The 21,574-nt window shown below is 67.2% G+C and carries 19 protein-coding genes and 3 tRNA genes; 5 read left to right on the top strand and 17 right to left on the bottom strand.

Going from position 1 to position 21,574, the window contains the following annotated elements:
- Positions 1-46 precede the first annotated feature (46 nt).
- Complete coding sequence (locus tag EJ105_RS20600) at positions 47-466, bottom strand: hypothetical protein (protein WP_250167805.1); 420 nt, start codon at positions 464-466, stop codon at positions 47-49.
- 348 nt (positions 467-814) lie between these two features.
- Here EJ105_RS20600 and EJ105_RS20595 point away from each other — a divergent pair, with 348 nt between their 5' ends.
- On the top strand, positions 815-1,057 hold the full coding sequence (locus EJ105_RS20595; protein ID WP_250167804.1) for a hypothetical protein: 243 nt from the start codon (positions 815-817) through the stop codon (positions 1,055-1,057).
- Between the two features lie 27 nt (positions 1,058-1,084).
- Here the strand turns inward: EJ105_RS20595 and EJ105_RS20590 are convergent, their stop codons facing one another.
- From EJ105_RS20590 to rlmB, 8 genes are all read right to left on the bottom strand, one after another.
- Positions 1,085-1,471, bottom strand: coding sequence for a hypothetical protein (locus EJ105_RS20590; RefSeq protein WP_029557737.1), 387 nt, complete (start codon positions 1,469-1,471; stop codon positions 1,085-1,087).
- Positions 1,472-1,730: 259 nt separating this feature from the next.
- On the bottom strand, positions 1,731-4,181 hold the full coding sequence (locus tag EJ105_RS20585) for a TonB-dependent siderophore receptor (RefSeq protein WP_250167803.1): 2,451 nt from the start codon (positions 4,179-4,181) through the stop codon (positions 1,731-1,733).
- A gap of 155 nt (positions 4,182-4,336) precedes the next feature.
- Positions 4,337-5,308, bottom strand: coding sequence for a FecR family protein (locus EJ105_RS20580; RefSeq protein ID WP_284145568.1), 972 nt, complete (start codon positions 5,306-5,308; stop codon positions 4,337-4,339).
- 28 nt (positions 5,309-5,336) lie between these two features.
- Complete coding sequence (locus EJ105_RS20575; RefSeq protein ID WP_250167802.1) at positions 5,337-5,828, bottom strand: RNA polymerase sigma factor; 492 nt, start codon at positions 5,826-5,828, stop codon at positions 5,337-5,339.
- 227 nt (positions 5,829-6,055) lie between these two features.
- Complete coding sequence (locus EJ105_RS28030) at positions 6,056-6,334, bottom strand: Arm DNA-binding domain-containing protein (protein ID WP_347881336.1); 279 nt, start codon at positions 6,332-6,334, stop codon at positions 6,056-6,058.
- A gap of 134 nt (positions 6,335-6,468) precedes the next feature.
- Positions 6,469-6,543, bottom strand: a tRNA-Thr gene (locus tag EJ105_RS20570).
- A 128-nt stretch (positions 6,544-6,671) separates the two neighbouring features.
- A complete protein-coding gene (locus EJ105_RS20565; RefSeq protein ID WP_029557775.1) occupies positions 6,672-8,339 on the bottom strand; it encodes an MFS transporter in 1,668 nt (555 codons plus the stop codon).
- Between the two features lie 330 nt (positions 8,340-8,669).
- The gene (rlmB, locus tag EJ105_RS20560) at positions 8,670-9,527 is read right to left on the bottom strand and encodes a 23S rRNA (guanosine(2251)-2'-O)-methyltransferase RlmB (protein ID WP_029557776.1); all 858 of its coding nucleotides are present in this window, start codon (positions 9,525-9,527) and stop codon (positions 8,670-8,672) included.
- A gap of 300 nt (positions 9,528-9,827) precedes the next feature.
- Here rlmB and EJ105_RS20555 point away from each other — a divergent pair.
- Positions 9,828-9,912: transfer RNA gene (locus EJ105_RS20555), tRNA-Tyr, on the top strand.
- A 133-nt stretch (positions 9,913-10,045) separates the two neighbouring features.
- Positions 10,046-10,119, top strand: a tRNA-Gly gene (locus EJ105_RS20550).
- Positions 10,120-10,408: 289 nt separating this feature from the next.
- Here the strand turns inward: EJ105_RS20550 and EJ105_RS20545 are convergent.
- The 8 genes from EJ105_RS20545 to EJ105_RS20510 all read right to left on the bottom strand — a co-directional run bounded on the left by EJ105_RS20545 (position 10,409) and on the right by EJ105_RS20510 (position 20,237).
- Positions 10,409-11,029: a hypothetical protein gene (locus EJ105_RS20545; RefSeq protein WP_250167801.1), complete on the bottom strand. Its 621-nt coding sequence runs from the start codon at positions 11,027-11,029 to the stop codon at positions 10,409-10,411.
- 147 nt (positions 11,030-11,176) lie between these two features.
- On the bottom strand, positions 11,177-12,607 hold the full coding sequence (locus EJ105_RS20540) for a DUF1254 domain-containing protein (protein ID WP_250167800.1): 1,431 nt from the start codon (positions 12,605-12,607) through the stop codon (positions 11,177-11,179).
- A 352-nt stretch (positions 12,608-12,959) separates the two neighbouring features.
- The gene (locus EJ105_RS20535) at positions 12,960-13,946 is read right to left on the bottom strand and encodes a polysaccharide deacetylase family protein (RefSeq protein WP_250167799.1); all 987 of its coding nucleotides are present in this window, start codon (positions 13,944-13,946) and stop codon (positions 12,960-12,962) included.
- Between the two features lie 56 nt (positions 13,947-14,002).
- Positions 14,003-15,100 carry a hypothetical protein gene (locus tag EJ105_RS20530; protein WP_250167798.1) on the bottom strand — a complete coding sequence of 366 codons (1,098 nt, stop codon included), beginning with the start codon at positions 15,098-15,100 and terminating at the stop codon, positions 14,003-14,005.
- Positions 15,101-15,146: 46 nt separating this feature from the next.
- On the bottom strand, positions 15,147-15,782 hold the full coding sequence (locus EJ105_RS20525; RefSeq protein ID WP_250167797.1) for an Isoquinoline 1-oxidoreductase subunit: 636 nt from the start codon (positions 15,780-15,782) through the stop codon (positions 15,147-15,149).
- Positions 15,783-15,791: 9 nt separating this feature from the next.
- Positions 15,792-16,307 (bottom strand): (2Fe-2S)-binding protein, encoded by a 516-nt coding sequence (locus EJ105_RS20520; RefSeq protein ID WP_250167796.1) that lies wholly within the window; start codon positions 16,305-16,307, stop codon positions 15,792-15,794.
- A gap of 13 nt (positions 16,308-16,320) precedes the next feature.
- Positions 16,321-19,092, bottom strand: a complete 2,772-nt coding sequence (locus tag EJ105_RS20515; RefSeq protein WP_250167795.1) for a xanthine dehydrogenase family protein molybdopterin-binding subunit — start codon at positions 19,090-19,092, stop codon at positions 16,321-16,323.
- Positions 19,093-19,385: 293 nt separating this feature from the next.
- Positions 19,386-20,237 carry a helix-turn-helix transcriptional regulator gene (locus EJ105_RS20510; protein ID WP_250167794.1) on the bottom strand — a complete coding sequence of 284 codons (852 nt, stop codon included), beginning with the start codon at positions 20,235-20,237 and terminating at the stop codon, positions 19,386-19,388.
- Between the two features lie 266 nt (positions 20,238-20,503).
- Here EJ105_RS20510 and EJ105_RS20505 point away from each other — a divergent pair, with 266 nt between their 5' ends.
- The gene (locus EJ105_RS20505) at positions 20,504-21,274 is read left to right on the top strand and encodes a substrate-binding periplasmic protein (RefSeq protein ID WP_250167793.1); all 771 of its coding nucleotides are present in this window, start codon (positions 20,504-20,506) and stop codon (positions 21,272-21,274) included.
- Positions 21,275-21,447: 173 nt separating this feature from the next.
- The coding region (locus EJ105_RS20500; protein ID WP_245420775.1) for a GTP-binding protein at positions 21,448-21,574 on the top strand (127 nt) is incomplete at its 3' end.

The following is a 21,574-nucleotide window of genomic DNA, read 5'->3' as shown; positions in this document are numbered from 1 at the left end:
GATTGCGATGGGCCGATGCAGGACATCGGCGTGCGAACAGAAGGGATCAGGCGCGCGGGGGGCGGGGGTCGGCGGGAACGGCGCGGCCGGAGCCGAGCGCCGGGATGGTGATGCCCGTCACCGCCACGACCTCAGCCAAACGGGTGGCATCGGCAGCGGGGAGGAGCACGGCGGCGCAGCCATGGCAATCATGGTCTGCGGAGGGAACGACATGCTTCGTCTGGGCGGCGTCGCCATTCTTGGCGCTGTCGACGGCCACATCCTTTGCAGCCGCGAGCGGAAGGGCGGCCTCCGCACCAGCCACGGCCGCCGCGAAGGCGGTGCTGTCCAGATCGTCCGAATGATGGGTGACAAGCCCGGCGGCGACGGGGGCCGCAACCATGGACAGCACGACGCAGGCCGCGATCAGCCGGCGCAGCGCCAGCGACCACAAACGTGCAAAGTGCCATCCCGAGGTTCGGAGCATGGCGAGGAGAGAGCCCAACGCCGCCCGGAATGTCAAGCACGGCGATAAGGCGAAGTCTTCCTTATGGTCAGCGGACGTCTTGCCGATCAGGATGGCTGCCAGAGGCCGGAGCGCTTTGGCCCGACATGCCAACAGTCGAGATGCCCCTCAAAGCATCCCCGGGGGGCTCGACATGCCCCCGGCGTGGATACTCTTGTTCCTGGACTTGTTCCTGGTCCTGTTTCTGGTCCTGTTCTTGGACCCGATCGTCAGGGTGTGGCGCCGGTGGTTCGGCGTCTGACGCTTGGTCACCATCGAACGTCGTCCCGGCCGATGATAGCCTCCCGTCTCCACCTGTGGGAGGGAATCATGAAGACGCTCGCAATCGCGCTCACCCTGCTGTCGTTTTCGGCCGCCGCCGCCTCGGCGGACACCTGCGTCGCCAATGCCGATGCGCAGAAGCTCGCCGGTGCGGCCCGCACCAGCTTCCTCACCAAGTGCCAGAAGGACGCGACGGCGGCCTGCAACACCCAGGCGACCGACAAGAAGCTCCGTGGCGCCGCCCAGACCAGCTTCACCACGAAGTGCGTCAAGGATGCCGTCGGACAGTAGACGCCGGCAGGGGCGCGCCCGGTGGGCTCATCGCCAACGGTTCAAGAGCCACAGCGCGCCCCAGGAGCCCAGGAGCGTGAGGGCCATTTGGCCGGAAAGCGCGACAGACATCCTGGCCCCGCCGGCCGCAGCCAGTGACGACGCTCCGTCCATGAACGGAAGGAGCAGCGCCACCATCACGCCGCCGGCGAGAGGAGCGATCAGCAACGCGCCCGCGAACGAGACGACGATGTTGACGATCCAGCCGAGGACGCCCCGTCGTTTCGTCCATGCCTCGTGGATCGCGACCGCCAGCGAACCCAGGATTACAGCGGCCGCGATCACCAGCGCGCCGCCAACGCTATCCATCGGTATGGCGCCGCTCCACTGCAGCAGCAGAACGCCTCCGACCGCTATCAGCACAATGTAAGTCATGAACGTTTGCCCCAGCCGTGCAGATCGTGCTCAAGAGCGCTTCTGATGTTGCGGCTACGTATGGGCACCCGTTCCCACGCCGCCGTCAATGCGCGGCGCAGCGTGAGCCGGCCTCGCCACGAGGGGCGAGACGGACGCGATGGTGTGGTGATTTCTACGCCGTCGCCGCCGCCCGTTCGCCTTGTCGAGGGCGGCGTCCGGCGTCTTCCGGTCCCAGCGCCTGGTATCAAAGATCGGGCCGGGCATGACGCCCGGCCGCCTACCAGCGATAGTTCAGGGATGCGTAGATGGTGCGTCGGGTGCCGTAGATGACAGAATTCGCGTAGAAGCCTGCGGTATAATATTCCGTGTTAAAAAGGTTGGTGCCCGAAAGCGAGAAGGTCGCACCGCGCAGTTGCTCATTGAGTTTGCCGAGGTCGTAGCGGAGGGAGGCGTCCACCAGCGTATAGCCGGGAATGGCGACCTGGCCGCCGTTGCTCTCGTTCATCACCGCCCAGGAACTGCCCACGTAGCGCAAGCCGGCGCCGATGCCGAGCCCGTCCAGCGCGCCCTCGCGGAACGTATAGTAGGCCCAGAGGGCGGCGCTGTTGTGCGGCACGCCTGACGGCGCGGTGCCCACCTTGCTGATGCCCGCCTCGTTGGGGTTGGCCTGCGTCACCACCGCGTCGAGATAGGTATAGGAGGCAATGATATCGAGATTGGCGGTGATGTTGGCCTTCGCCTCCAGCTCGATGCCGCGCGAGCGCACCTCGCCGTCCTGCACCGAGTAGCCCACGTTGACGGGATCCGTGGTGAGCACGTTCTGCTGGGTGATCTGGAAGACGGATGCCGTGAACAGGGCCCGCCAGCCCTGCGGCTCATACTTGATGCCGGCCTCGTACTGCTCGCCGGTCGTCGGCTTGAAGGACTGGCCACGGAAGTCCGTCCCGGCCACCGGCAGGAAGGAGGTCGCGTAGCTGGCGTAGGGCATCACGCCGTTGTCGAATTTGTATCCAAGACCGGCACGCCACGTGAAAGCAGAATAATTGGCCGTCGCGATTTGGTCCGTCAGGCCGGAGTCCGCGAGGAGGGTGCGGGAATAATAGTTGGCTTCTTCGTTGCGCACCCAATCCTGACGCCCGCTCAAGGTGAGCAGCCAGTTGTTGAGGGTCACCTGGTCCTGCGCGTAGACGCCGATCTGGGAGATGGTGCTCTCGCTGTCCGACCAGGGACGACCGAATGTGTAGATGAAGTTGTAGTTCGGCGCGAAAATGTTGATGGAATTGTAGTTGGTGGAGTTCGTGCGGGTTTCGGTCGAGTTGTACCACCCCCCGTCGATGCCGATCAGGATCTTGTGTGTCAGCGGCCCAGTCTGAAAATCGCGGGAGAGGTGGGTGTCGATGAGGAAGCTGTCCGCCACCTTGGGCCTCAATTGAACGCCCACATTGTAGTATTTGTTGTCGACCACCGCGATGGGCCAGTCCCAGCCCCAGGCGGAGTTATAGTCCACATCGGCGTGAGCGTACCGGGCATTCTGGACCAATTGCCAGTCATTCTCGAACCTGTGCTTGAACTCGTAGCCGACGGAGGTGTTCTCGACGTTCCAGCTGGTCAGTCCGGGGGCGCCGAGATAGAGGCTGGGCGAGATCTTCGGCCCCAGCGGAAAAAGGCTGTTGGCCATGGGAATGCTCTGCTCGGAGCCGCCCTTTTCCGTCTTCTGGTAATTGGCGAGAAGGGTCAGCGATGTATTGGCGTTCGGCTGCCATGTGACGGCAGGCGCGATGTAGATGCGGTTGTCGGGGGAATAGTCGATCTGGGTGCCGCTGTCCCGGATCAGGCCGGTGAGGCGATAGAGCCAGGTCCCGTCTTCGGTCGCCGGTCCGCCGATGTCGAAGGCGCCCTGGATGCGGTCGTAACTGCCGCCGAGAATCTCGATCTCGTGCAGCGGCGTGGATGTCGGGCGCTTGGTGACGGCATCGATGATGCCGCCCGGCGTGCCGGCGCCGTAAAGAGCCGAGGCCGGCCCCTTCACCACGTCCAGGCGCTGGAGGCCATAGACCTCGATGTCGGCGTCATAATTATTGAAGCCGTTGCGCAGGCCGTCGCGGAAATTGGCATTCTGGTCGATCGCGCGGAAACCGCGAATGTAGATGTCCGGCATGCCTTGGCCGCCGGGATAGTCCACCGCCCGCACGCCCGGCGTGTAAGCCACGGCGGAATTGAAGTCCTGCACGCCGCGCTGGTCCATTTCCGCCCGCGTCACCACGCTGATGGACTGCGGGGTGTCGATGAGCGGCGTCTCGGTCTTGGTCCCGGCCGAGGTCTCCAGCGCCACCACCTGCTGGGTGTCCTCGCCCTGCACATCCACCATGCCGAGCCATGCGTCGCCGGCCCCTGTCGCGCCCTGCGCCTGAGGCGCCGTGATGGTCACCGTGTTGGCGCTTGTGAAGCGGTAAACGAGGCCGGTGCCCGCCAGCAGGCGCGCCAGCCCGGCATCGCGCGAATAGGTGCCGGTCAACCCAGGCGTGCGGCGCCCAGCCACCAGATCAGACGGGAACAGCAGGCGTACGCCGGCCTTGTCGGCGAAGGTCGTGAGCGCGCTGCCGAGATCCTGCGCAGGGATGCTGAAGGCGATGCCGGGGGGCGCCTCGCCAGACTGCGCACGACCGGCCGAGGCTGTCGCGACCAGGGCGCAGATGGCCGCACCCGTCAGCCAAGCCGTTCGTGTCAACGCTCCGCGCGCCCGTCGCCGGACGCCATTCCCAACCGCCGCCATCGTCTCTCTCCTTGAGGCCGGCCCGCCAGCGCGCCGCCGTTCAGGACCTTCAAGGACAAGGACGAAACCAGCCCGGCGACCTTGCACCGGCGCGGGCGACTTTTTTCCAATCAGAGGATGACGTTGATCAGCGGCAGGCGCACGACCCGCACCGGGAGCGTCTGCTCGATGGTTTCCAGCACGGCACTGGGGTCGTCCAACTCGAACACGCCCGTCACTTCCAGGCCCTTGAGGCGGTTGCCGGCGATGATGATGCGCGCGTGGGTATGACGCTGAAGCTCTGCCACCACCTCCACCAGGGGGCGGCGATCGAAGATGAGCTTCCCGCGCCGCCAGGCGGTTGCGGCATCCGCATTCACCGCCTGCGGGCCAATGACGCGGCCGCGTCCGTCATAGCGCAGGCTCTGGTCGGCGCGCAGGATGGCACCTGCTCCGCCGGCTGCCGTCGCCACGGCGACGACGCCCTCCACCACCGTCACCACCACGCCATCGGGCCGGATGTCCACGTCGAAGGCCGTGCCTATGGCCCGGGTCCGCCCATCACCCGCGGTGACGACGAACGGCCGCGCCGGATCTCGCGCCACGGTAAACATGGCCTGCCCGGACAGCAGTCTCACCCCCCGCTCCGTTGCACTGAAATCGAGCGCCAGCGCCGTACTGGCATTGAGCAGGACGCGCGAGCCGTCCGGCAGTTCGGTTGTCCGCACCTCGTTGACGCCGGTCGCGACATCCGCGGCGAGGCGATCGCGGACGGCGCCGGCTGCAAGCGCTCCGAGGCCCAGGGCGGCGAAGGCGCCGCCGCCGATCAGCGCGCGGCGCGTGATCTTCTCCCGCGACGCCTTGCGCTTCGCGTCCAGAGCCAGGACGCCGGCACCGCCGAGCCCATGCCAGAGCGCCTCGGCTTCCCGCGCCGCCGCCTCGTTCTCGGGATTTTCCGCGCGCCAGCGGGCGAAGGCCCGCGCTTCCGCTTCAGCCCCCGGCGCTCCCGAATGCATACGCACGACCCAATCAATGGCGCGATCGCTCGCCGCTATGGACGGGCGGGCGACCGCTGCGGAGGACGGGGGCGGCGTGTGCGTCATGCGGGTATGTCTCAACGAACCCTTGAGGTTAGCCCAATGCCCTCAGGCGGTCGCGGCAGTGACGCAGAGCCTGCACTAGATATTTTGCGACCATGCTTTCGGAGACTTTCAGGTGCGCCGCGACCTCGGCATGGGTCCGCCCGTCGCAGCGGCTCAGCAGCAGGGCGGCGCGAGGCTTCGGCGCCAACTCGGCAAGGGCCGCCACCAGCACCCGCAATTCGTCGCGGTGCAGGGCATAGGCCTCGGGGGAGGGGGCGGCGTCGGCAATCTCGCGCAGGACGGCCTCGTTGCTGATCTGCCGCGCGACATGACGGCGTTCGCGCCGCAACAGATCGATGGCAATGTTCCCCGCAATGCGCAGCAGGAAGGCGTGGCAGTCGCGCACCTCCGCCCGCGCCTGTCCCATGCCGGCGAGCCGTAGCCAGGTCTCCTGGAGCGCCTCCTCGGCAAGGTCTCGCGAACCCACGCGCCTGCTGAGGTGGCCGCGCAGGTCGTGCCATTGGCGCATGTAGGCCAGCATCAGATCGCCAGCGGCATCAGGTTTCGCAGTCATCGTGGTGGGGCAGGAGAAATATTTGAATTGAGTATGGAGGAGGTATCCGGTCTGAGCTGAGGGATCAATCGCGTTGATTTGGAACTATAATAAATAGTCGCCCGAAATGGATGATGGTTGGTGGAGAGGTGAGATATTTGTATTCAGATAATAATTTGAATTATTCGAATATGGGGCGCTTTCCACCAACCGGATCACCGGTGGCGCGCGCGCGAATTGAGTTGCCGCGAGATCCAGGCAGCACTGGCTGTCCGGCGACGACGGGTGTCGGACAAGGACGCCGTTGCCGTTCCGCTTCCTCCACTCGTAGAGCGAGTGCTTGGTGATCCCCAGCCGCCATCGAATCGGTAAGCCAGGCGCCAAAGGCGGCCGCCCGCGGGCGTCGCGAGCAGGTGGAGGTCGCCTCCGCCAGACGGTTTTACGGGGCGCGGCTGGGGCTTGGCGGAACGAACGACGGCATCGGAAAGCGCCATATTGTTGGCATCCGGATTTGTTGGCACCTGACGATGCCAGCAGATGCCCAAAGGCGGCCTCCGACGAGCGGGGCTTTCAGTCCGTTGATTTTCTTTGAATTATCGACGCCAACCGACGTGGGCCGACCGGGAAATGGTGCCGGGTGAGGGGATCGAACCCCCGACCTTCGGTTTACAAAACCGCTGCACTACCGCTGTGCTAACCCGGCTCCGGCCCCATGCTCTACCAGCGCGCCAAGGGCTGAACAAGCGGGGGGGCTGGGGGAAATGAAAACGGCCCCGCCTTGGGCGGAGCCGTTCGATTGCGGGGAGACGCGCGGCGGGGCCGCGTGCGACCTCAGTGCCAGTGATCGATGTTGCGATCCTTGGTCTCGGGCACGAACAGAAGGCCGATGACGAAGGTCATCAGCGCGATCACGATCGGGTACCAGAGGCCGTAGTAGATGTCGCCGGTGGCGGCCACCATGGCGAAGGCGGTGGCCGGCAGCAGGCCGCCGAACCAGCCGTTGCCGATATGGTAGGGCAGCGACATGGAGGTGTAGCGGATTCGGGCCGGGAACAGCTCGACCAGAGCTGCCGCGATCGGGCCGTACACCATGGTCACGAACAGCACGAGGATGAACAGCAGCCCGATCACCGCCGCCACCTGCGGGCGGAAGATGTCGAACGGATGCGCCATCTTCACGACGTCCTTGTTGGTCGCCGCCGACGGGTAGCCCGCCGTCTGGAGCGCCGCGAGGGCCGTCTTGTTGAAGTCGGGGCTGTAGGGCACGACCGTGTCGTTGACCTTCAGCTGCACCGGGGAACCGGCGGGGCCGGCCTCGGTCGAGTACTTCACCGAGGACTTCGCGAGGAAGTCGCGGGCGAGGTCGCAGGGCTGGGTGTAGATGCGGGTGCCCACCGGGTTGAACAGGCTTCCGCAGTTCGCCGGATCGGACACAACCGTGACCCGGATGTTCTGGATCGCCTTCTCCAGCGCCGGGTTGGCGTAGGTGGTGATCATGTTGAACAGCGGGAAATAGCTCGCCGCGGCGATCAGGCAGCCGGCGAGGATGATCGGCTTGCGGCCGATCTTGTCGGACAGCCAGCCGAAGAACACGAAGAACATCGTGCCGAACACCAGCGACCACGCGATCAGCAGGTTGGAGGTGTAGCCATCGACCTTGAGGATCGATTGCAGGAAGAACAGGGCATAGAACTGGCCCGTGTACCAGACCACGCCCTGGCCGGCGACGAGGCCGAACAGCGCGATCAGGACCACCTTGAGGTTGCCCCACTTGCCGAAGGCCTCCGAGAGCGGTGCCTTCGAGGTGGTGCCCTCCTCCTTCATCTTCTGGAAGGTCGGCGATTCGGAGAGCTGGAGGCGAATCCAGACCGAGACGCCGAGCAGCGCGATGGAGACGAGGAACGGCACGCGCCAGCCCCAGGCCGCGAAGTTCTGCTCGCCTACGATGGTGCGGGTGAACAGGATCACGATCAGCGACAGGAACAGGCCGAGGGTCGCCGTGGTCTGGATCCAGGAGGTGTAGAAGCCGCGGCGGCCGTGCGGGGCGTGCTCCGCCACGTAGGTCGCGGCGCCGCCATACTCACCGCCGAGGGCGAGGCCCTGCAGCAGGCGCAGGCCGATCAGGATGATCGGGGCCGCGATGCCGATGGAGGCGGCATTGGGCAGGATGCCGACGATGAAGGTCGACAGGCCCATGATGAGGATGGTGACGAGGAAGGTGTACTTGCGGCCGACGAGATCGCCGATGCGCCCGAACACGATGGCGCCGAAGGGGCGCACCAGGAAGCCGGCTGCGAAGGCCAGCAGGGCGAAGATATCGCGCGTGGCCGGCGGATAGGCGGAGAAGAACTGCGCGCCGATGATGGCTGCCAGCGAGCCATACAGATAGAAATCATACCACTCGAAGACGGTGCCCAGGGACGAGGCGAAGATGACCTTCTTCTCCTCCCGGCTCATGGGGCGAGGCTTGGCTGCCGCCCCCGCTGTGGTCACGCTCATGGAACCTATCCCTCCCATCGCTTCGGGTTCCGCCGCCGGCGGATGTCGGACCCAACAGGTCCTGCGAGAGAGGGTCTTTTCGGCGCAAGCCCACAGCGCCGTGCGCACGCGGGAGTGCGACGGATCTCAGGGCGTTCCTCCGGTAGACCCTCTGGGTTCCGCGTCATTGTTGGCGCACGGATATCCCGCAGGGCTGGACGCGCACGGCGCGTCGAGCGGTATCATGGCGAAGGTGTGGCAGCCTTACGATTGGTCATTGGTCTTAGGTGCAGGGCGAAAAATGCATGCGCCGCAGCATGGTGGGCTGCCTTCTGGCAGGCCTGACCCACGTCAGCCCTTCTTCAACGCGCGGCGAGCGATGCCGAGGGCCAAGGCGGCGGCATTGGAGACGTTGAGGCTCTTGATGGCGCCGGGCAGGTCGATGCGGGCCAGTACGTCGCACGTCTCGCGGGTGAGCTGGCGCAGGCCCTTGCCCTCGGCGCCCAGCACCAGGGCAAGGGGTGCCCGCAACCGGGTGTCCTCGATGTCCGCCGGCCCCTCGCTGTCGAGGCCGACCACCAGCATGCCGTTGTCCTTCAGCTCGGTCAGCGCCCGCGACAGATTCTGCACCAGGCAGAAGGGCACGTGCTCCAGCCCGCCTGACGCGCTCTTGGCGAGCACGCCCGTGGCCGCCGGACTGTGACGGGCGGTGGTGACGATGGCGCTCACCCCGAACGCCGCCGCCGAGCGCACGATGGCGCCGACATTGTGCGGGTCGGTGATCTGGTCGAGCACGAGGACAAGCTCGCTCTGCGCGAGATCCTTGAGCGGGGGCGACCGCAGGTGGTCGACCTCCGCCAGGAGCCCCTGATGCACCGCATCCGGCCCCAGCAGCTTGTCGATGTCGCCGGGGCGCACTAGCTCGGGCGTAACCGGCGGGACAAGTCCCTCCTCGGCGAGGCGGTTGATCGCGTTTTCCGTCGCCATCAGCTTGCGGAACCGCCGCTTGGGATTGCCGATCGCCTCGGCGACCGTGTGCCAGCCATAGAGCAGCGCGACATCGTCCGCGCCGGCCCACGGCGGCGGCTTGCCGCCACCCTTGCCCTTGCGTGGGGGAAACGGCGCGCCGGATGGGCGCGGGCCGCCACGGCCGGCGAAGGGCGGGCGGGCGCCGGGGCGGCGCGGTTCGCGGGGCGGACGATCAGACATGACGTGGCTTTGTCAGACACCGCCGCCGCGCGCAAGGGGCGGCGGGGCCCGGACAGGCGTTTCGGTGCCGGTTGCGGCGGCACGGCCGGCCCGGCCGTCCACAGGGGCGGGGATCGAGGCGCATGGGCGGGCGATTTCCGGTTGACTTCGGCACCGTGTTTTCACATAAACCCGGCCTCGGATGGCGATTTGAGTTCACGCTCTGCGTCACCTTCGGCCGCTGGCGCTTTCCTGCATCACCAGTCCGGCTCGAAGCCTTCCTGCTCTGGCATGAAGGTCCGCGATGACGGGCGTCGTTATGGAGGGGTGCCCGAGTGGTTAAAGGGGACGGACTGTAAATCCGTTGGCTCTGCCTACGTTGGTTCAAATCCAACCCCCTCCACCACCCGTCGTCGCAATGCGCTCTCGCGAGCGTGGGGCCGGTGTCCGCCGGCCCGCGGAAGCAGGAGGGAACCGGCCTGTCCGGTCGCCCGCCACCTCTTCCGCCCTTTGAACCGGCATGCTAAGCCAGCCGGCATGCGGGTGTAGCTCAATGGTAGAGCAGCAGCCTTCCAAGCTGAATACGAGGGTTCGATTCCCTTCACCCGCTCCAGCCCTGTCTTCTGAATTTCAGGCCGTCCCCGTCCGCGCTGTTCCAGCCGGCTCATGAGCGCCGATCGCCTCGGGTGCTGACCACCCGATTCGTCGGGACGCGAGCACGCCGGTGATGCGGCGACTCCGATGGCCGTGACGATTATGCTCCCAGAACGAAAGCGGCCGTCAGGGGCGTTCGGAGCCCCTGACGGCCTGGAACCTCGCTCGCTGCACGGCGGCCCGGAGCCGACATCGCACACCCCACCGAGGTCGAGGTTCCAATCCTTCAAACGGTCGTTAGCGACCGTTCACTGCACCGCGTTGATGGCGAGGCCTTCCACGTAGGTGAACTTCGCGTTGACACCCTGCTGCAGCGTCTGGAGGTCGCTGAGAACCTTGCCGTTGGCGGCCTTCAGGGTGCGCAGGTAGCCATCCGGGCCGGGGAAGCTCACGGTGCCCGCGGCGGGATCGGTGCCGACGACGGGGGCGACGATCGTCACCTCGCGCAGGCCGAAGCCCTCGGGCAGGCCGGGCAGGCCGTCGTTCACCACGACCTCGTTCAGGACTTCCGCGGGCTCGTTCTTGGCAGGCTTGGCAATGGCGGTGACCACGCCGGGCAGCTTGCGGATCAGCAGGCTCTGGCCGTTGCGGAAGGCGGTGAGGTCGCCGACCAGCGGCGGGGCGATGACGGCCCAGCGCTTGCCGGCCGGGGTCTCGAGCACGACCCGGCGGGTCGCCGGATCGGCAGAGACGAAGCGAACCTTGTAGGTGAGGACGGTGGCGCTGCCGACGCCCGGCAGGGTCACGACCTCGACCGCCTCGGGCTTCGGCACGACAGGTGCCTGGGCCGCGGCCGGCAGGGCGGCGGCGAGGCTGGCGGCGGCAAGGCTGCCGGCAGCGATGGCCAGCTTCAGCGTGCGAAAGGTCATCTCATTTTCCTTGTGGTGGACCCGGCGCCCGGGCCGGGAGTTCGGGAACAGTCAATGAACGCTCTCTGCGCAGGCGGCCGGTGAGGTCGCCTGCGTCCGGAGGGCGGATCGTTTCTCTGCGGGGGCGCTGGAGCCAGCGCCCTGGTGTCAGGACGCCTTGACTTCAGGGATCGTCCAGGTGCCGTCGAGGATCGAAGGCTTCTTGGGGTTCGGCCAGTACATGCGCAGCATGAGGATGAACTCGCCCGCCGGTGCCGGCAGCCAGTTCGATTCCTTGTCCGCTCCCGGCGAGTCGTGCTGGACGTAGAGGTCGATCGAGCCGTCGGCATTGGCCTTCAGGTTCTGCCGGGCGCTGATCGAGTAGCGGTTGATGGGATTGGCGACGAAGAAATACTTGTCGTCATACATGGTGAGGGACCAGAAGCCTTTCACCGGAGGCAGCTGCCCCTTGGGGAAGTGCATCACATACTTGTTCGCGCCGTTGTACTTGCGCGCGAAAATGCCGCTGCCGGACTTCAGCGAGATGGGATAGATCGCGTCCTCGGGGCGGTTGGCACCGAGCCCGACGGCGGTGATCAGCGCGCGCTGCATGTAGTCGGTGCCGTAGAGGCCGGTCTTGGTGCTGTAGCGCCAGCCGTTGACGTTCTTGAAGTCTCCGCTGGTGACCATGTGCAGCATGACACGGTCGACGCTGATCTTCTTCACCCGGTCGAGCACTTCGGGATTGGCGGCCTTGGCGTCGAAATCCTTGCCGGGCACGATGCCGATCTCGGCGAGCTTCGGTAGGATGGGCGCGTCGGCGGGAACGGGCGGGTTGGTCTTCATCAGCTCCGCCAGAAGCTTGAAGTACTCGACGCCGCTCAGGGCGTTCACCTGCTCGCGCACCGCCGTCTTCATGTCGACGGACGGGTCCACCTTGCCGGCGGGCGGGGTGTAGTCCTTGCCATAGGCGCTGAGGGGATAGACCTTGCAGGCATCCTGCAGCGCATGGACGGCAGCGTAATCCTCCGGCGTGCCGGTGCAGTAGATGCGGCCGAGCAGCCAGACGAGCGCGGTCGGCGACTTGTACTGGACGACGCCGGCCGGGAGCGTGCCCTTCCAGCCGGGGCCGGTGATGGCGTAGGTCTGCGCGCCGGTGCCCGTGGTGCGGGTGCCGGGAACCTGGAACACGTTGGTCCAGCCGTCCAGCATGGGGAAGAGGTAATAGCGCCCCTTCATGTCGGGGATGCTGACGATCCACGGCTCCTTGGCCACGTCGAGCCACGTCATCGTGTAGAGCGTGTCCGCGTTGGGCGCGGTCACGTCGCGGAAGCTCGCGTCGGGATAGGTGCGCAGGCGCGCGAATTGCCCCATGGGCGCATGGCTGCCCTCGGGGGCGGCCACATTGGTCATCACCCGGCGCGTGAACTCCATGGTCACGAGCGGGTAGCCGTAGATATAGGCATCCGACGCGGCGCGCAGATCTTCCGCGTCCGTCACCATTTCGCCGATGAAGCCTTCCGCCTGCGCAGAGCCAAGCGCTGAGCTTGCACCCAGAAGGCCGAGACCGGCCGTAACTGTGCGCCTGGAAACTTTCATTGCGTATCCCCCAATCGATAAAGAGCAACTTGCGTTGCATCTAGCCGCCCTGCGGCGCGGCGGGACGTTATCTCAAGCCCAAGCGCCGCGTTTTGCTTTGCGCGCCATCGCACAGGGGGCGGGGAAATATGTTGATACCTGCCGATACGTCGGGTGGTAGGTTAGTAATCTCAGTCCGTTCGGAGGCCATTTCTTAAAACAGGATTTATTCAACGCCTGCGCCGACTTCGTCGATCTTCGCGGGTCAAGGGAGGGCTGTGCATTTTTCCCCGCCGAAAATTGGCTTCAACTTCTCGTCAAGCCCCGGCGCACCCTCCAGATCTCGGTATGAGCGGTATTTGAGGACGCTTCATCACTTCTTGCCGGGAGCGGGACTCGCCAAAGACGGACCGGCGGCCTGCATCACCGCCTCCGTGTTGCCCAGCCAGACCTGGTCCTCGGCCTTCAGCGCCTCCAGCACCCGCCGCAGGGCGGCCGCACCCGCCGGCGTGCCGACGACGAAGGGGTGGATGCCGATGGCGACCACCGTCGCCGGGCGTGCCGGATCGGCTTTCGCCTCGCGGGCCAGCTCGCGCACGTAGTCGATCCAGAGGCGTGCGAGGTCGTCGGCTTCCTTGAAGCGGGAGAGATACTGGCCCATGTCCACCACGCTCGGCGGGTAGGGCACCAGCACCAGCGGCGCCGGCTTGGTGTCGAGGCGCGCCAGCACGTCGGAATCCATCCCGTCGAGGGTGTAGCGGATGCCTTCGGCGGCGGTGGCCTCGAAGGTCTGCGCATCGGGATAGACGCTCGGGCTCGACCAGCCGGTGGAGCGCACGCCGGTGTCTGCCTCGATCATGTCCAGCGTCTTGCGGATATAGGCCCGCTGCGCCGCCGGCCCCTCCGACAGGGGCAGGAGGTCGGTGGAATTGTTCAGCCCGTGGGCGATGATGGGCGCTGACGGAACGAGCGCCCGCAGCGTCGCCCACACCTGCGGCTGCGCCTTGGGGAACTGGGCATTCAGCGCGAGGCTGAGGGGAACGCCCATCTCCTTGAACAGCCGGCCGGTGCGGGGCAGGCCGAAATTGATGGCGTATTGCCGGAACCCCTCGTCCACCAGATCGGGCGTGCGGCCGGTCATGTCGGGGCGGAAGTTCGGCCCCTGTCCGTGGCCCCATGTTTCCACGTAGAGGACGAACAGCACGGCGACCTTCCTGCCGCCCGGCCATGCGGCGACCGGAATGTCCTGCCGCGGCAGGCCGGTGATCCAGTCGGTGCCAGCGCCCTCTGCCGCCGGAGCGCGCCCGGGGGTGAGCGCCGCGACGGCGGCAAGGAGAAGGGCGAAGATCGGTGCGCGCATGTCCCACCTGCCTGTGCATGGTCCCGGGCACGGATGTGCCGCGCCCGGGGCGTCGTTCAATGGAGATCGTCGAGGGAGGCGGCGCCCGATCCGCCGGAGATCAGCGCCGGCCACTGCTTCGAGCCGAACGGCACCTGCGGCGGCAGGAACGGCTCCTGCCCGCGCGCCTTCATCTCCGCGATGATGGCCTTGCGGGCATCGCCTCCCATCAGCTCGTAATCCATGAGCCGGTCGTTGTTGAAGAACAGCCCGCCCACCGAGCGGTCGGAGATGATGCGCACCACGGCGGTCAGCATGTCCTCCGGCGTGGTGGTGAAGGAGACGGTCTCGATCAGGAACAGGCGGTCGTTGATGGCCTTCTCGCCGAAATACTGGGCGAGGACGCTGAACAGCACGTTGTTCTGGCGGGCCACATAGATGGTGTTGCTGGCGCCGAAGGCCTGATCGAAGTTGCCGCCGAGGTCCTTCTTCCAGCCGTCCAGCACGCCCATCCAGTGCTTCACCTGCGTCTGGGCCGCCCAGGCGATGGCGTTGCGCAGGACCGGCGCCTGCTTCTTCGCATAGGCCTGCACCGCATCGAGGGTGACGACGCCCTTGGCGAGGCTGTCCTCCATGAAGGCGATGTTGTTCTCCAGGATGGCGCGGGAATTCGCCCGCCACGCATCGGGCATCTCCGCCGCGCCGATGGTCTCCAGTGCGCTCTTCATCTCACTCAGATAGGCCCGCATGGGCGCGACCCAGGAGGTGTCGCTCGGCGTGTCCAGATACGGCAGCACGACCTCGGAAATGGCCATGGCGCTGTGGCCCAGCGACTTCATCACCTGATAGGCCTTGGGCACCGAGGGCGCCTCCAGCGGCGGCTGGCCCGGCCGGTAGAGGATCATGCGGCCGCCGGCGCCCGAGAACAGCGCCAGGATGACCGGATGGCTGGCGAGGATGTTGCGGCGAAACGCGGTGCCGGCATTGTCGTACAGCGCGAACATGGTGGTGTTGAGCTGGAGGACGTTGCGGGTGGCGAGATCCTGCGCGGAAAGCGGCTGCGGCGGCCCGGAGATGGGCTTGAGATAGGCCGGTGGCTCGGCCGCGAGGGCGCCGGGCAGCGGCGTTGCGGCGAGCGCCGCCGCCACGGCCAATCCGACGGAACGGTATTTCATCGTTTCCTCCTCCATATGTCATTTTGCGCGGGTCGCTGGGGGCAGATCATTTGGGGCAGGCGGCGCCGCTCTCGACCCACGCCTTGACCAGGGCTTTCGCCTCCTGTTGCGAGCCCGGCGCGGGCGTCCGCGCGCCGCCCGGATGCCAGGCCCAGCCGACCAGCGTGTCGTCGCCGATATGGGCGATGAGATCGGCCAGCGATCGTCCGCCGTTGCGGCTCGGGTCCTTGATCTGGATGCAAATTTCGGCCGGGCTCTTGCCCTCCCAGGCCATCTCGGCGGGCGCGAGATGCCATTCGGGATGGCCGGGGACGCCGGCCGGCGCGTAATTCTCGCCGTGATGGCAGGTGCCGCACCTAAGGCTCGCGGTGCCGAACCCGTCCGCGCCGCGCGTCACCGGCGGCTGGTGCAGACGCGCTGAATCCCCCTGTCGGGGCCGATCCGTGGCGGGGTGGCAATTGGTGCAGCGCGGGTGGGTGAGCACCTTGCTCAGCTCACCGAAATAGGCCGCCGACCGCTGCGCGGGATCGGCGATGGCGGCGAAGGCGTCCGGCGGCGCAAGAGTACCTGCGGGCGCCGAAAGCGTACCTGCGGGCGCCGACAGCGCGATCCCGGCTGCCGCCAGCAGCCCGGCGAGGGCCGCCGCAGGCAGGGTTATTGCGAGGCGCCTGTCGAACAGCATCGAAGCTCCTCAGGTCAGGAAGCGTTTGGGGTCGGCGAGCACGACATCGCGCACCGCCTGGTGGTATTTGACGTAGCCGGAGCAGCGGCACAGATGGCCGTCGAGGGCCTCGGCGATGGTGCGCTCCAGATCGGCCCGGGGAATGGGCGAGCGTTCCAGCCGCTCCAGCAACACCTGCCCCTCGTTGAGGAAGCCGGGGGTGCAATAGCCGCACTGGAAGGCGAAATGGGCGACGAAGCTCTTCTGCAGCGGCGTCAGCTCGCCGCTCTTCGCGTGGCCCTCCACAGTGCGGATGGCGAGCGTGTTGAAATCGGTGGCGGACGCGATGCAGGTGGGCGTGGTGGAACTGGTTCCGTCCGCATGATCCACGATGACCGCGCAACTGAGGCACTGGGCGGCGCCGCAGCCGAACTTGGTACCGGTCATGCCCAGCACTTCCCGCAGGAAGTCGTTCATGCTCAGGCCCTCGCGGACCTCGATGGGACCGTGGCTGCGACCGTTGATGGTGAGTGAGACCGGAGGCAAGCGGTTTCTCCCTTCACAGCACCCGCCGGACATCGTCCGGCGTGACGGGCAAGGCACGGAAACGATGGCCGGTGGCATCGTGGATGGCGTTGAGAATGGCGGGCACCACCGGGATCATGACCACCTCGGCCATGCCCTTGGGCGGTTCGTTCGGGGCGACGCGTGGCAAGACTTCCACCTCCAGCGCGTGGAGGGGCAGATCGGAGCCGCGGGCGACCACATAGTCGCCGAGGTTCCAGCGGCCATTGCCGGGCCCGTCCTCGAACGGCGGCAGGGTTTCGAGCAAAGCGTAGCCAAGGCCCATGGCGAAGCCGCCTTGCGCCTGGCCGACCACCACCTCGGGGGTTAGCACCTCGCCGCATTCCAGCACGCTGTAGGCCCGCGAGACCCGCACGGCGCCGCTCGCCTTCTCGATCTCGACCTTGACCAGCGTGCCGCAGCTCGATGTGAAGGAGGTGCCGATCCGGTTGTAGCTCGCCGGCGGGAAGGCGATGAAGCTGCGGTCCAGCACCTTGAACGCACCGCCGCCGCGCCGCACCGCCAGCGCGTCGAGGTCCACGACCCATTCGAACCCGTCCAGCGGAAAAGCCGCCTGCGCCCATGCCCAGCGGGAGAAGGCGTGGGCCATGGCGCCGGTGAGGCCGCCCATCTCGTGCGCGCGGGCGGCCACCTTCTCCTGCTGCAGCGGCGGCAGGCCGGAGAGGATGAGCGCACCGTCGAACCAGAACGCCTCCTGCCAAAGGAAGCGGCGCGGATCGTCCTGGGCGATGCCCCACAGGCTGAGCGCCGCCGGCCACAGCCCGAAGCGAAAAATGAGCCGCGCCGCCTCGGCCGCCGCCTGGGTACCCACATGGGCACCGATGGAGGCGCTGGTGGCCGAACTGATCGCCGGCACCCAGCGCGGATTGCGGGCGGCGGCGTCCTGCTCCGCCTGTGTGAGGGTGTAGGGATCGCCTGAGGTCACGAGCCCGAGTTCATCGAACGCATCGATGCGGGCGACGGAGACCGCATCCGCCCGCCGTCCGAGCAGGCCCGCCACGCGGTTCGCCACCGCCGTGCCGATGCCGTTGCCCATCTCGACCGCGTCGCAGAAGATGCGGATGTGCCCCTGGGGATCGACCTCCACCCGGCCGAGGGAGCAGTCGGCGCCCGTCCCGTAGTCCTTGGCGCAGACGGCGACGCCGGTGCCGACCAGTGACCCGGCCGGGGCTGCCTTGCGGGCCTCGTCGCGGCCCCGCCACAGGGCATGGCCTTCCAGCTTGTCGAGGATTTCTGGCGTGCGGATCGAGACGGTCCACGGATTGCCGGTCATGGTGAGGCCGCCGGCCTTCAGCAGGTTGCGCCGCCTTAGGGTGATAGGGTCCATCGACAGGGCTTGCGCCGCTTCGTCCACCAGCGTCTCAAGGGCTGTGGTGGTCTGGAGCACGCCGTAGCCGCGCATGGACCCGGCCGTGACGCCCCGGGTGTGCTCGGCGAGGGTGGTCACGTCCACTTTCGGGACATCGTAGATGCCGATGGCTGATGTGGCCGACACTGCGGCCACGCTCGCCGAATAGTTGGCGAGGCCGCCACCATCGAGGACATGGTCGGCCGCAAAGGCCCGCATCCGTCCGGTGGCGCGTTCGAAGGCCACCTGCGTGTGCATGTCGAAGGCATGGCGCTTGATGCCGCCCTGGAACTGCTGAAACCGGTCGTGGGCGAGGCGGATGGGGTGTCCCGGCAGGAACATGGCGGCCAAAGCCACGTAGAACGGGAACGGGGTATGGTCGCGCCCGCCGAAGCCGCCGCCCAGATGGGCGAAATGGCTCTCGATCCGCTCGGGGCGGAACCCCGCCGCCGCCGCTCCCAGAAGGTGGGCCAGCTCCTCGCTCGCTTCGAGCGGCGACTGGACGCCGAGCACCATCCGCAGGGCCTTGGCCTGCGGGTCGTACCAGGCGAGGCCGCCCTCCGGTTCCAGGAACATGGGGTCCACGGACTGGGTGCGGAATCGGCGGTCGAGGACCAGCATGTCCGGCGCGCCGGCGGCGATGAAGGCGCGGATGGCCTCGCCGTGGATGGCGCCCTTCTTGTACTGGCCACCTTCCGAGGTGGGCAGCGGCTGCCAGACGGGCCGGCCGCCGGGCTCGAAGACGCCGGGGCTGATCCAGCCCTCGATCAGCGGCGAATAGACATCCGGGACGCCGGGAGCATCCCCGGCGACGCGGGTGAAGCGCAGGGCGGCGTAGTTCGGCTCCGCCACGGGTCCGGTCTCGGCGCCGAATCGGGCGGGGGCCTTCTCGCGCAGGATCGCCCGCGCCCGGTCATAGGCATCGAACGTCTCGAACAGCAGAAGCGCCAGCGGCTGGCCGAGATAGAGCGGTGTCTTGCCCGCCGGGCAGAGCAGGTCGCCGGCATAGAAGGGCGGCACGCGGACCCCGGCGCGCTCCAGATCCTGCGCCGTCACCACCTGCGTCGGCCGGGCGCCGGCGTCCAGCGCGGAGAGATCGAGCCCGGTGAAGACGTGGGTGGCGTCGGCGGCACGCAGGAGCAGGGCGTGGGCGGTCGTCGCCGGCCAGCCCTCCATGTCCGCCGCGCGGAAATCCGATGCGTAGAGCTTGGCGCCCGTCACCTTGGCCAAGGCATCGATGCGCCCGGCCGTGGCGCCGGGGAGGCGGAACGCGGCCGGGCCGGGGAGCGTCTGGCTCGCGTCGAACCCGGCGGCCCGCGCTGCGCCGATGCGGCTCATGGCAAGCATGATCCCGCTGGCAGCAACCCACGTCACGAAATCACGCCGCGAAGGACGCATGTTTTTTTCTTCCCCGGACCAAGTAAAAATCAGGGTATCAGTAATTTATGAATGCCGATACGTCGCGTCATTTTCGGAAATTCGAGGCGTGCGGTGCGATAAAATTTAAATCAGGCGTTTAAATTTAATCTGGACGTGCAAGTGCGCATGCGCCCTGCGGGGCATATCCTGCCGCGTGAAGCTGTCCGTGCTTCACAGATGCTGTCCGCCGACGCTGCAGCTTGCCCTGCATACCAAACGCGCCGGAACTCTTCCTATTCCCTCATTTGAGGGAGGGGGCGGGACCGCGGTGGTCAGCCCGCCTCCTGTACGGTCGACCGGCGGTCGCCACCGTCGCCCATCTGGAACCGCCGCAGCAGGGTGGCGTGGGAGCGGACGCCGAAGTGGCGATAGACCGCCCGCTGGTATTGCGCGACCGTGTATTCGGAGAGGTTGAGGCTGACGGCGATTTCCTTGCGCGTGCGCCCGTCGAGCAGAAGGTTCAGCACCAGCCGCAGCCGGGGGGAGAGGCGGGGCACGCTGGCGCCGCGGTCGCTCGGCCAGCCCTGCTCGTGCAGCCAGGGCAGCTCGCTGAGCAGGATATGGGCGATCCGCGCTTCCCGGTCGGAAAACGGGGCTGCGTTCCGGCGCCGGAAGAGCGAAATGGTGCTGACCGCGCGCTCGTCGATGGGCCGGAGCGAGAAGATAAAGGGTCCGATGTCCGCATCAGCCAGGTGGCTGCCGACGCCCGAGGCGACGAAGGTGGCTTCATCCACGATCTGCTGCCGTGTCCGGGTGACGTGGGCGTTGCACGCGCGCATCTCGCCCAGCAGCTTCGCCGAGGTCCAGGCCATGTCGGGATGGGCGGCGGCGAGCAGGAGGCGCCCGTAGCGCGCCTCGTCGAAACCGCCATGGGCCACGCCGAGATAGACCGGCTGCTCGCCCGGCTCCGCGAGGCAGCCGAGGCTCCAGGTCCAGGAATCGGCGCCGACCAGCGTCGAGATGCCATCGATGAGCTGCCGCTTCACGCAGGAGAAGTCCGCGCGCGAGACGATGACGTCGCCCAGCAGCCTCACGATGTCGCGCACGTCGGAGGCGGACAGGAGGTCGTCCGGCGCGCAGTCAAGAGGAGAGCAGGCAAGAGGAGGGCTGGAAAGAGGGGACATGTCAGGGCTCATGTCGCACCCGCGCTGGCTGTGGTGCCCCTGCATTTCCTTGAGGTCAGCAAAGACCGTCGCACTGTGACGGTTCGCGGACGCGGGGGCAAGGCGCCAGCCGTGGGGGCGATTCCTTAGCGCTCGCCGATACCTCCGCATTGCGCGTTCGGCCGGCTCGACTATGGTCCCGGCACAGCTTTGGGGAGGCGTGCGTGCGGGTAGCTCGACGTGGGGCCGTCGGTTTCGCGGCCGGGATGATTCTGGCGGCTTCAACCGTGCTGCCGCTCGCAGCCGCGCCGGTTGAAACGCTCGCGCCCGGTACGCTCTCGGTCTGCATGTTCGCCACCTTCCCGCCCTTCGTCGGCAAGTCCGACGCCGGCGTCTGGGAGGGGTGGGACGTGGACTATCTCAAGGCCTTCGCCGCGTCGCAGGGGCTGCGGTTCCAGCCGGTGGAGGTGGCGGATTTCGACGGCCTGTGGACGCGCCCCGGTGCCGACGCCTGCGACATCGCCGCCTCGGGTATCGCCGACCTCACCACGCGCCGGCAGGCGACCGGCGCGGCGGGGGTGTGGTCCGATCATTATTATTTCGTGCTGCGTGCCTTCGGCGTGCGCAAGGCCGATGCCGGGAAGCTGGCGCGTGCGGCCGACCTTGAGGGCAGGACCATCATGGTCATCGCCGGCTCGACGGCCGACGTCGACGCCCGCAGCCGCGTTGCACAGGCTCGGATCGCCGACGTGACCATCATCGGCACCTCGGACGATGTGGAAAATGCCCGGCGGGTCCGCGACGCCGCGGAGGGAGAAGGCCCGTTCGCCTTCGGCTCGGGGCTCGGCACCGTCCAGTACCTGTCGCAGAAGATGGGCCTCGTCCCGGTCTGGCCGCACTGCATGATGACGCCGGACGGAAACGTGCGGAACGAGCCGTTCTCCTTCATCGTCCGCGCGAAATCGACGGGCGTTGCGGACGCGCTGAACGCCTTCATCGCCGCGACGCCCTATGGCGCCGGCCGTGGCTCTGAGGCTTGTCCCGGGGACGGCGGATAGGGGGAGGGGGCCGCGCCGCGGCCTTGCCGGACCGGCCTTCGCGCGTGCGCGCGGGGGCGGACGGTTTTGCGCGCGATTGTCCCGCCTCTTGCATCCGCTTCTGAAACCCCCTATCCCACGGCGGATTTTTTGGCGGCCCGCGCGGGGCGCTGACCGAGAGTGAGAGAGACGAAATGGCCAAAGAGAAGTTCAACCGCTCGAAGCCGCACTGCAACATCGGCACGATCGGTCACGTTGATCACGGCAAGACGTCGCTGACGGCAGCGATCACGAAGATCCTTGCGGAGTCTGGCGGCGCGA

Source organism: Xanthobacter aminoxidans, from assembly GCF_023571765.1.
In the GTDB taxonomy this organism is placed as follows: Bacteria; Pseudomonadota; Alphaproteobacteria; order Rhizobiales; family Xanthobacteraceae; genus Xanthobacter; species Xanthobacter aminoxidans.
The sequence above is the reverse complement of the archived record's forward strand: the minus strand, read 5'-3'. Positions and strand labels throughout refer to the sequence as shown.

Excerpts from the sequence above, each read along its gene's own strand:
- EJ105_RS20580 (WP_284145568.1), bottom strand. The coding sequence starts at position 5,308 with ATGACGCACACGCCGCCCCCGTCCTCCGCAGCGGTCGCCCGCCCGTCC.
- EJ105_RS20510 (WP_250167794.1), bottom strand. The coding sequence starts at position 20,237 with ATGTCCCCTCTTTCCAGCCCTCCTCTTGCCTGCTCTCCTCTTGACTGC.
- EJ105_RS20595 (WP_250167804.1), top strand. The coding sequence starts at position 815 with ATGAAGACGCTCGCAATCGCGCTCACCCTGCTGTCGTTTTCGGCCGCC.
- EJ105_RS20545 (WP_250167801.1), bottom strand. The coding sequence starts at position 11,029 with ATGACCTTTCGCACGCTGAAGCTGGCCATCGCTGCCGGCAGCCTTGCC.
- EJ105_RS20590 (WP_029557737.1), bottom strand. The coding sequence starts at position 1,471 with ATGACTTACATTGTGCTGATAGCGGTCGGAGGCGTTCTGCTGCTGCAG.
- EJ105_RS20575 (WP_250167802.1), bottom strand. The coding sequence starts at position 5,828 with ATGCTGGCCTACATGCGCCAATGGCACGACCTGCGCGGCCACCTCAGC.
- EJ105_RS20535 (WP_250167799.1), bottom strand. The coding sequence starts at position 13,946 with ATGCGCGCACCGATCTTCGCCCTTCTCCTTGCCGCCGTCGCGGCGCTC.
- EJ105_RS20515 (WP_250167795.1), bottom strand. The coding sequence starts at position 19,092 with ATGCGTCCTTCGCGGCGTGATTTCGTGACGTGGGTTGCTGCCAGCGGG.
- EJ105_RS20525 (WP_250167797.1), bottom strand. The coding sequence starts at position 15,782 with ATGCTGTTCGACAGGCGCCTCGCAATAACCCTGCCTGCGGCGGCCCTC.
- EJ105_RS28030 (WP_347881336.1), bottom strand. The coding sequence starts at position 6,334 with ATGGCGCTTTCCGATGCCGTCGTTCGTTCCGCCAAGCCCCAGCCGCGC.
- EJ105_RS20530 (WP_250167798.1), bottom strand. The coding sequence starts at position 15,100 with ATGAAATACCGTTCCGTCGGATTGGCCGTGGCGGCGGCGCTCGCCGCA.
- EJ105_RS20540 (WP_250167800.1), bottom strand. The coding sequence starts at position 12,607 with ATGAAAGTTTCCAGGCGCACAGTTACGGCCGGTCTCGGCCTTCTGGGT.
- EJ105_RS20565 (WP_029557775.1), bottom strand. The coding sequence starts at position 8,339 with ATGAGCGTGACCACAGCGGGGGCGGCAGCCAAGCCTCGCCCCATGAGC.
- EJ105_RS20600 (WP_250167805.1), bottom strand. The coding sequence starts at position 466 with ATGCTCCGAACCTCGGGATGGCACTTTGCACGTTTGTGGTCGCTGGCG.
- rlmB (WP_029557776.1), bottom strand. The coding sequence starts at position 9,527 with ATGTCTGATCGTCCGCCCCGCGAACCGCGCCGCCCCGGCGCCCGCCCG.